This window comes from Nevskia soli (assembly GCF_903970205.1).
In the GTDB taxonomy this organism is placed as follows: domain Bacteria; phylum Acidobacteriota; class Terriglobia; order Bryobacterales; family Bryobacteraceae; genus Bog-113.
In genome coordinates, this window is sequence record NZ_CAJCHS010000252.1 from 1 (window position 1) to 8,435 (window position 8,435).

Consider the following 8,435-nt stretch of genomic DNA (forward strand, 5'->3'; position numbering starts at 1 on the left):
CCTCGGCCGGCGCGCTCACACTCGCTCCGGCGACGCATCAGGAGAGGGTTCTTCATGGATAGCTCGAAACGAACGGTCAGCCAACTCCTTGACGGCGAAAAGGAAGAGCCGGAGTGGAGCGACCCTCCTCGCCAGCCCGACGCGTCGCCCATCGCCATTTTGATCGCGGACGACGACGATGACGACAGATTACTCACCAGCGACGCATTCCGCGCGTCCCGATTTGCTAATCCCCTGTACTTCGTGCATGACGGCGAGGAACTGATGGATTTTCTACGGCATCGCGGAAGGTTCGCTCCGCCCGTCCCATCTCCCCGGCCTGGGTTGCTGCTGCTCGATCTCAACATGCCGAGAAAGGACGGCCGGGAGGCGCTTCGCGAAATCAAAGCCGATCCGGCGCTCAGTTCCATCGTGGTCGTTGTTCTGACGACATCGGAAACTCCGCAGGACGTGGAGCGGATCTACAGCCTCGGAGCCAACTCCTATATCAGTAAGCCGGTCACTTTTGACGGTTTGATTGAAGCGATGAAAGTGACGGGCGACTATTGGCTGCACGTCGTGAAGCTGCCGGAATGGCGCTAACAGACATGCCACTAGAGAACCAATTGCCCGCTGCAGCGATTCGGGTGTTGCTCATCGATGACGACGAAGACGAATTCGTCATCACGTCCGACCTGCTTCGCGCCGCCGCCAGCGAACGTTACAACGTTACCTGGGCTTCGAGCTACGAGCAAGGCCTGCAGTCCGTTCTTTCTTCACCATTCGACGTGTGCCTGGTGGACTACCGCCTGGGTAAGAGCAGCGGCCTGGAACTCATCTCCGAACTCACCGCACGCTCGGTGGACATACCGACGATCCTGCTAACCGGGGACGGGGACCTTCAGGTTGATCTGAGCGCCATGCGTAACGGGGCCAGCGACTATCTGACCAAGGACCGGCTCACCGGCGCTCAACTGGAAAGGGCGATCCGCTATGCGGTCTTGCACGGGCAGGCACTGAAGGCACTCCGCCACGCCACCCAGGCTGCCGAGAGTTCCACCCGCGCGAAGAGCAGCTTTCTGGCCGCCATGAGCCATGAGATCCGCACCCCCATGAACGCCATTCTCGGGATGGCCGACTTGCTGTGGGAAACGCCACTGGATGACACGCAGAGAGAGTATGTGAGGCGCTTTCGCCGGTCCGGGAAACTGCTACTGACCTTAATCAACGATATCTTGGATCTCTCCAAAATCGATTCAGGAAATTTGAATCTGGAATCGATCGATCTAAGCATCCGTGCGCTCGTCGAAGACACCCTGGAGCTGCATCGCCCGAACGCCCGCATGAAGAATATCGGACTGGGGGCGCGGGTGCCTCCGGGCGCGCCGGACTGGGTAAACGGAGACGCGACCCGGCTCCAGCAGATCCTGACCAATCTCATCGGTAATGCGGTTAAGTTCACTGAGCGCGGCGAAGTTATCCTGACGGTGGAAGCCCACCCCGACAATGCGCCGGGACACTTGCGCTTCGAGGTCGCCGACACCGGTATCGGGATACCGGCCGACAAAGTGGACACCATCTTCGAGGACTTTGCGCAGGCGGAGTCTTCGATCACGCGCCGGTTTGGCGGGACGGGATTAGGACTGGGGATCTGTCGTCGTCTGGTGGAACGCATGGGTGGAAAGCTGAACGTGCATAGCGTGCTTGGACAGGGCAGCAAATTTTTCTTCGATGTGTTTTTAGCTCCGGCCGCAGCCGCGCCCGTCGAGGCCCGGACGCACCGCGCCGTATCGCGCGAAGCGGCATTGCAGATGGAAGGCGCCCCGCAAAACACCGCCGGACAACGCGCTCCGGGGCAACACACTGCCGGGCAACACGCTGCCGGGCAACACATTGCCGGGCAACACCTTGCCGAGCTGGACACAAAAGATCCGCTTGAAATTCTCGTCGTCGACGATTCGGAGGACAACCGTTTCTTGATTTCCGCATTTCTCGCGGGAGAACCATGCAGACTCACGTTTGCCGAAAATGGGCTTCAAGCGATCGAGAAATTTTCAAACAAGCAATTCGGCTTGGTCTTCATGGATATCCAGATGCCGGTGATGGACGGATTCACCGCTGTCGGCAAGATCCGGGCGCTGGAAATCGAGCGCTCCTGTTCACCAACTCCGATTGTGGCCTTGACGGCCCATGCGTTCGTCGAGGATGTCAAGCGCTGCTACGCCGTCGGCTGTGACGGCCACTTGTCCAAGCCGGTGTCGCTCGAGATGCTGATCTCTGCGATTGAACGCTTCCGTCTGGCCGGCCCGGCGGAACCAGCTCCCGAGAAAAGCGTCGATCGTGATACCGCTCCGCCCGGCGGGCCGGAGACGGCGGAGGATCCGTTCGTGATCGATATTCCGGAGGGCTTCGAAGAGTTTTCGCGCAACTACATCGCGGCCCGCAGACGAGAACTACCCGAAATGTTGGCCATCGTGCCCGGCGGTCAGCTGGACCGGCTGCGGATCTTCGGCCATAACATGAAGGGCACCGCAGCGTCTTTCGGATTCCCCGAACTCACGAAGCTGGGTGCGGCGATTGAGGACGCCGCCAAACGCAATAATTTCGTGGAAATCGGCGATCGCATGTCGCGTGTGAGCGCTTATATCAATTTCGCCTCTGAATGTCTCGCCGGCTGATTCCAAGGCGGCTCTGAACCCAGATGCCGAACCGCGGGACCGGAGAATCTACCCTCGGCAGCGTGGATCGATCAGTCGGGACGCCCTCAAGCCCAGCTCCCGCAAATTGAAAGGTTTCATGACGAACTCCTGAGCCCCAGCATTGAAGCTGCGGGCCATGGCGTCGGTGCTCCTGTCACCGGTGATGATTAGGACCGGGACTTCGTTCTCCGCACTTCCGTGCCGCAACGCGTTCAAGACTTCCAAACCGTTCATATCCGGTAAACCAAGATCGAGCAACACGAGTGAATACTTGCGCGCACGCAAGTAGGCCAATGCGAGTCCGCCGTTGGCGGCGGCATGAACAGTAATCTGATACGGATCGAGGGCCATCCTCGCCAGGAGCAGCATATCGGGATCGTCATCGGCGAGTAGCGCCATGGGATTGCGGGATGCGGCCGGGAAAGGGACGAATCGGTCTAGAGAGACGGGTTGGTGCAGCAATGCCCGCTTGCTTTCAAGAACCTGCACAGGACAACTGGACATGACTATCTTTCGGCAATTACTCCGGGAAGCTTTAGCCCCGGCTTCCGATCAAGCCGTAACCGGCCCAGACGATTTCGAGTACTGCCCTAGGGTTTGCAGGAGTACATTCTTTGCGATTGGCTTGGCTAAATACTGGGTGCAGCCCGCCGCATAGATTTCCGAAAGTGTCTCCATTGAAGTACGGGCCGTAAGAGCCGCGATCGGCGTTTTCTCAAGGTCTTTCTGGTTCTCCCAGAGCCGTATCGCCTTGGTGGCTTCCAACCCGTCCAGAATAGGCATTTCAATGTCCATCAGGACCAGGTCGAATCCACCGTTCTTGAAAGTCTCGAAACCGTCCCGCCCATTGTTGGCGACCGTCAGCGCGATACGCGGATCCTTCAGGTACTGCTTCACCAGCACGGCGACATCTTCGTTGTCGTCGACCAACAGTACATTGACTACTCTTGCGATCGATTTTTCCGTGTCAACAATCATATGATGTATCCGATTTACTCCCTAGAATCCCATCGGCGGAATTCCTGTAAACATTAGCTGCAACCGTTTACAGGGTTAAGGGCGCTTCCACCCGCAACGTGAAAATGGCAGTACCCGTTCTTCCGCTTGTCTTATCGGCAGTCTGCGGGAACATTCGAATTCCGGACGAGTTTATGCGGACCGTCGTGCGCCGTCTTTACTCGCAGGTATTCGGGCATTCACCGGCGGCGTAATGGGACCGCACCTGTCTGGCTGAGAGCGCATAGCTATAAACAGCCACATCGTCGAGCAAACCGTCGTAATCCGGCATCCCGAATTCCCTATAAATTGTGAATTGTGACGGGGTGACGGCTTGTCCCGCGACGCCCGAAAAGACTAGGAGCCTAGTGATGCCGCCGATGTATACGTAGTCCCCGTAGACTCCGCAATGAACGGCGCCGTCAGCACCCTCGGGTTGACCAATCGACATCGTGATGCTCCGGGAGTCACCGTTGTTCGCGTCATTGTAGCCGCGGTCCGCCACCGAGATTCACCGACGTGTTCGGATTGTCGTGAAGAGCGCCGGTCTGGCCAAAAAAGACGGTTCCTTGCACAAGAGCCGCGCTGAGGATTGCGAAAAGGCTGAACAGCAATAGCTTCAGGAAGGTCTCCTTTGCCGAGTGACACTCGATTATCCCGATAAGCGGGTTACGGAACAATGACGGCCGCGCCATCGATCGAGTCTTTGCGAATTGCCATCAACGCGTCGTTGGCCTGATCGAGAGGAAAAACGGTGACGCGTGGTTTCAAGTCAATCCGGGCCGCGAGTTCGAGAAAATCGCGGGCGTCCGTCCTTGTCATATTGGCCACGCTGCGGATCTGCCGCTCTCCCCAGAGCAGCTTGTCATAATCAAACTGAGGGAAGCGATCCAGATGGATCGCGTTGATGGCAACTACGCCGCCCTTACGCAAGCTGCTCAGGGCAGAGATGACGACATCGCCGCTGGGCGCGAATGTGATCGCGCGATCGAGTTCCACCGGCGGCTTATCGTCTTCCGAGCCCACCCACGTTGCGCCGAGCGACTGCGCTAGCTTGCGATGCGAGGCGCCTCTCGTCGAGACGTAAACCGTGCAATTCCAGCTCAACAGAACGGAGATCGCGAGATGCGCGGAAGATCCGAATCCGAATAATCCGACGCGGTCGCCGGGCTCTACGCCGGCTACGCGCAAGCTGCGGAAGCCGATAATACCGGCGCACAGCAGCGGGGCGGCGTGAAGCGCATCGAGTTCGGCTGGGAGTGGAAAAACAAAATCCTCACGCACGAGCACGTATTCGGCGTATCCGCCGTCGACGTTGTAACCCGTGAAGGTGGGGTGGTCACAAAGGTTCTCCAGGCCACGCAAGCAATAAGGGCAAGTGCCGTCGACCCCACCGAGCCACGACACTCCCACGCGCTTCCCGCCGGCGGTTTCTCCCACGACCTGGTGGCCGGGGATCAACGCGTCGCGCAGGGCGGGAAGCTCTCCATCGAGGATGTGCAGATCCGTGCGGCACACACCGCATGCAAGAACCTTCAGCAGCACATGGCCCGGTGTAGACTCGGGGCGGGGCACGTCACGAATGGTCAATCGGCCGGACTGGAGGACCGCAGCCTTCATGGAAGATATCGTTGCACGCATCGGCCTGCATTACGCGACGTAGGCGATAGCGAAACGACGATCGCATTTCGCGCGGCAATTCCGAGAATCGGTAGGATGCGTACCGCAGGCCTGTTAGAGTAAGCCGCAGTCAAACTCGCAAGATCGGGCACGGGGACTCCTGGATGATCGGGTAGCCGTGCGACCGAACGCTGCCGAGAAGGTTCTCGGACACGCCGCGGCCCGTGATCATCAGATTCGCGTGGAGTTTGCGAGCCATTTCAGCGAGGACGGCTGAGACGGCGCCGAAGTCCACACACACCTCTAAGTTCGTCCCAGCCTCCCTCTGGAAATTTGCGATTTTTCCCCGCGCGAAATCGACATAGTGTTTCTGGAGATCCAGAGCCAATGGGCTCCGATCATCAAGGTATTCGTCCCTAACGCTCATTACATGCCCAACAACATGGGCCAACCAGAGCTTCGCCCCGAATCTGCCGGCTACTTGGGCTGCGCTCCGGATAACTTCAACGCTCTCCGGCGCGATGTCTATGGCGCACACCATTCGGGACGGAGTAGCGTCCGCCACGCGAGGGTGAGTCTCCATGTGGGCCATTGTCCAGACGTTGCATTGAACGTCGTGCAGCGTTTTCGCAGTTACAGAGCCAATAAGCGCCCGCCTGAACAGGCCGTATCCGTGAGTCGGCATCATAATCAGGTCTACCGAGTTAGTTTCAGCGAACTCTTTGATGACTCGCGCGGGATCGCCCACTTGGACCACTCTTTCCGCCACCAACCCTGGTAAGACGTTCTCAATCGTCTCGCGAGCGTGCTTCTCCGGCGTATCGATGCCGGTTGTTTCCATGAAAGAAGCGGGTGGCAAATCGTATCGGTACAGCGGATAGTCGACTGCGTGCAGGATGCTAACGCGGGCTTCGAAACTGCGAGCAAAGACGCGGACATAGTCCTCGGCGGCGAGCGCCAGGTTCGAGAAGTCGGTGGGAAACAGAATATGGCGAATTTCCATTGGTTTCGAATTCCTTAATTGTTAAACAGCAACGCTCCTACTGAAGGCTGGCGTGAGGCACGCGATTCGATTCTCTTCCCGCTCTGAGGGTATCAGCATCACGGCATTTGCATCCTGCAACAGGTTGGATTCGCGGCTGGCAAAACCAGCTTGGATCTCTGGGGGAGATCGATGAGTTCACCGTCGAGTAATCGCCTAAGGCATCACCTTGGATCGCCGCCTACTCCGCCGGTTAGCTCCCGATGACGCTTTAGTTCGGCCTGCGCGAGCCCGGTCTTTCCCAACCGGTTATACACGCGTGACAAATGATAGTGCGGCATGGGTTCGCGGTCATTCAATTCGACGGCTTTATTTAGTTGTTCCGCCGCGGCCTCGTATTGATGCTTGCTTTCCAGCAGAATGCCGAGTTGGTAGTGCGCTTCCCAGTTATCGGGCTGCAATCCGGCCGCGCGCCGAAGCAGGACGTCGGCTCGAGCGTCATCCGAATTCCGCGCCAGGAGCGCTTTCGCAACCAGCACTTGTGCATCGCTGTTTTCCGGATTCTTGTTGGCCCAAGCCTCCGCGTCGGCGATAATCTCGTCCAAATGCGATCCGGCCTGATCGAGCATGCGGCCGAGAAATCGATAGGGCTGTTCGATGGTTGGATCGGCACGAATGACGTCGAGGAAACGCTCGATGGCCTCTTCGAATCGGCGCTGCCCGTAACGTGCGACTCCGAGAGCGAGAGTAAGTTGGGCCTCCCCCTTGTGCGTATCGAGGCCGGCCTCCAACACCTGCGCCGCCTCCGTAAAGCGCTGCTGCTTCAGGAGGATCTGCGCGAGTTCAAACCCGGTGGACTCATCGGAGGCGGCAGCCTTTTCGGCAAACGGAACCGCGGCTTGTACGTCGGCGGCCTGCAGAAACCATCGAGCTACGCGCGTATTGGCAGCGGGATCCGCGCCCTGACTTCCCGCGTAGCGGCGCTCGTCGGCAGCCGCCTTGGCATATTCACCGGCGCGCGAATAATACAACGCCAAGGCGTGGCTTAACAGCGGGTTATCCTGGCTGTACTTCTCCGCTTGCGCGGCGGCAGACGCGGCAAGAGCCGGTTCGTGATTGCGGAGATAAACTTCCGCCAGCGCGCTCCATACATAGCCGTTACGGGGATCGGACTTCGATGCTTCCAGCAAATCCGCGCGGGCTTCTGTAAGCCGCCCCTGCTGGAGCTCCAGCAACCCCTTCTTAAGTAGGACGGATGTGTCGACCGCCGGCGCGAAGAGTAGAACGACAACGAGGACGAACAACTGACAACAGTATAAGAAAAAGGACTGGCCTGAGTTAGCAGACCAGTCCCGGGAGAGTCGAAAATCCGGTTAGAACTGGAAGCGCAACGAGAACTGAATATGCCGCTCGCTGCCGGCCGCGGTGCTCGTGATCTTACCAAAGTTGGCGTCTTGCTGGCCGGTGTCGGGAGCGTTGAATTGCGGCGTGTTGGCGACGTTGAATCCTTCAGCACGGAACTGCAGCATGAAACGTTCGGTGAAGGCGAAATTCTTGAACACGGAGAAATCCAGTGTGCGCGTCGGAGGACCTACGTTCGACTGTAGCCCGACGTTGCCTAGCGACAGGCGTTGCGCCGTGGTCAAATCATCGAGCGGAACGAAGTTCGCCGTGTTGAACCATTCGTTCGGCGTGCGCCCTCCCGGCGGTGCGGCGTTCGGGCTACCGGAGATAATCGTCGGGCCGCAGCCACCGTTCTCGCTGACTGCGAGGCAGGCATTCGAATCGAGCGTAAACGGCTGACCGGTGCGAAGACTCAGGATGCCGTTCACCTGCCAGTTGCCGAGTAGCGTCTGGACCCCGCGGTTAAGATTCGCGCCGTATTGCTTGCCCCGCCCGAACGGAATCTCGTAATCGAAGGACGAGACGAAGTTATGACGGATGTCCCAGGATGCGGTGGTGTAAGCTTCGTTGAAATTCTGGCCGTTCGGATTATAGAGTCCAGCCGACCCTGACAGCGTTGTGCCGCTGTCCGCCAGCGCATGTCCGTAGGTATAAGACGCCTGTAGAGTCAAGCCCGCGGAGTAGCGCTTAGTCAACGACGCCGTCATCGCGTTGTAGTTGCCGAATCCGAAACTGGCGGTTCCGGAGATCGAACC

8 protein-coding genes and 1 pseudogene are annotated in these 8,435 nt (G+C 58.6%); 2 read left to right on the top strand and 7 right to left on the bottom strand.

The annotated features are described in order from the left end of the window. Window positions 1–54 precede the first annotated feature (54 nt). Both H1Y01_RS11425 and H1Y01_RS11430 read left to right on the top strand, forming a co-directional pair. Window positions 55–582: a response regulator gene (locus tag H1Y01_RS11425; protein WP_180540649.1), complete on the top strand. Its 528-nt coding sequence runs from the start codon at window positions 55–57 to the stop codon at window positions 580–582. Next, window positions 573–2,657, top strand: coding sequence for a response regulator (locus H1Y01_RS11430; protein ID WP_180540650.1), 2,085 nt, complete (start codon window positions 573–575; stop codon window positions 2,655–2,657). The genes H1Y01_RS11425 and H1Y01_RS11430 overlap by 10 nt, the downstream gene beginning before the upstream one ends. A 48-nt stretch (window positions 2,658–2,705) precedes the next feature. Here the strand turns inward: H1Y01_RS11430 and H1Y01_RS11435 are convergent, their stop codons facing one another. The 7 genes and pseudogenes from H1Y01_RS11435 to H1Y01_RS11465 all read right to left on the bottom strand — a co-directional run. After that, entirely contained in the window at window positions 2,706–3,182 is a 477-nt protein-coding gene (locus tag H1Y01_RS11435) for a response regulator (protein ID WP_180540651.1), read from the bottom strand. 48 nt (window positions 3,183–3,230) lie between these two features. Beyond that, window positions 3,231–3,656, bottom strand: coding sequence for a response regulator (locus tag H1Y01_RS11440; protein ID WP_180540652.1), 426 nt, complete (start codon window positions 3,654–3,656; stop codon window positions 3,231–3,233). A 196-nt stretch (window positions 3,657–3,852) separates the two neighbouring features. After that, window positions 3,853–4,179 (bottom strand): hypothetical protein, encoded by a 327-nt coding sequence (locus H1Y01_RS11445; RefSeq protein WP_180540653.1) that lies wholly within the window; start codon window positions 4,177–4,179, stop codon window positions 3,853–3,855. A gap of 164 nt (window positions 4,180–4,343) precedes the next feature. Then, window positions 4,344–5,294: a zinc-dependent alcohol dehydrogenase family protein gene (locus tag H1Y01_RS11450; RefSeq protein WP_180540654.1), complete on the bottom strand. Its 951-nt coding sequence runs from the start codon at window positions 5,292–5,294 to the stop codon at window positions 4,344–4,346. A gap of 130 nt (window positions 5,295–5,424) precedes the next feature. After that, the gene (locus H1Y01_RS11455; protein ID WP_180540655.1) at window positions 5,425–6,297 is read right to left on the bottom strand and encodes a universal stress protein; all 873 of its coding nucleotides are present in this window, start codon (window positions 6,295–6,297) and stop codon (window positions 5,425–5,427) included. A gap of 203 nt (window positions 6,298–6,500) precedes the next feature. Beyond that, window positions 6,501–7,580 (bottom strand): tetratricopeptide repeat protein, encoded by a 1,080-nt coding sequence (locus H1Y01_RS11460; protein ID WP_180540656.1) that lies wholly within the window; start codon window positions 7,578–7,580, stop codon window positions 6,501–6,503. 69 nt (window positions 7,581–7,649) lie between these two features. Beyond that, window positions 7,650–8,435 (bottom strand): annotated as a pseudogene (locus H1Y01_RS11465) (carboxypeptidase regulatory-like domain-containing protein); the annotation flags it as partial.

Excerpts from the sequence above, each read along its gene's own strand:
- H1Y01_RS11425 (WP_180540649.1), top strand. The coding sequence starts at position 55 with ATGGATAGCTCGAAACGAACGGTCAGCCAACTCCTTGACGGCGAAAAG.
- H1Y01_RS11430 (WP_180540650.1), top strand. The coding sequence starts at position 573 with ATGGCGCTAACAGACATGCCACTAGAGAACCAATTGCCCGCTGCAGCG.
- H1Y01_RS11435 (WP_180540651.1), bottom strand. The coding sequence starts at position 3,182 with ATGTCCAGTTGTCCTGTGCAGGTTCTTGAAAGCAAGCGGGCATTGCTG.
- H1Y01_RS11440 (WP_180540652.1), bottom strand. The coding sequence starts at position 3,656 with ATGATTGTTGACACGGAAAAATCGATCGCAAGAGTAGTCAATGTACTG.
- H1Y01_RS11450 (WP_180540654.1), bottom strand. The coding sequence starts at position 5,294 with ATGAAGGCTGCGGTCCTCCAGTCCGGCCGATTGACCATTCGTGACGTG.
- H1Y01_RS11455 (WP_180540655.1), bottom strand. The coding sequence starts at position 6,297 with ATGGAAATTCGCCATATTCTGTTTCCCACCGACTTCTCGAACCTGGCG.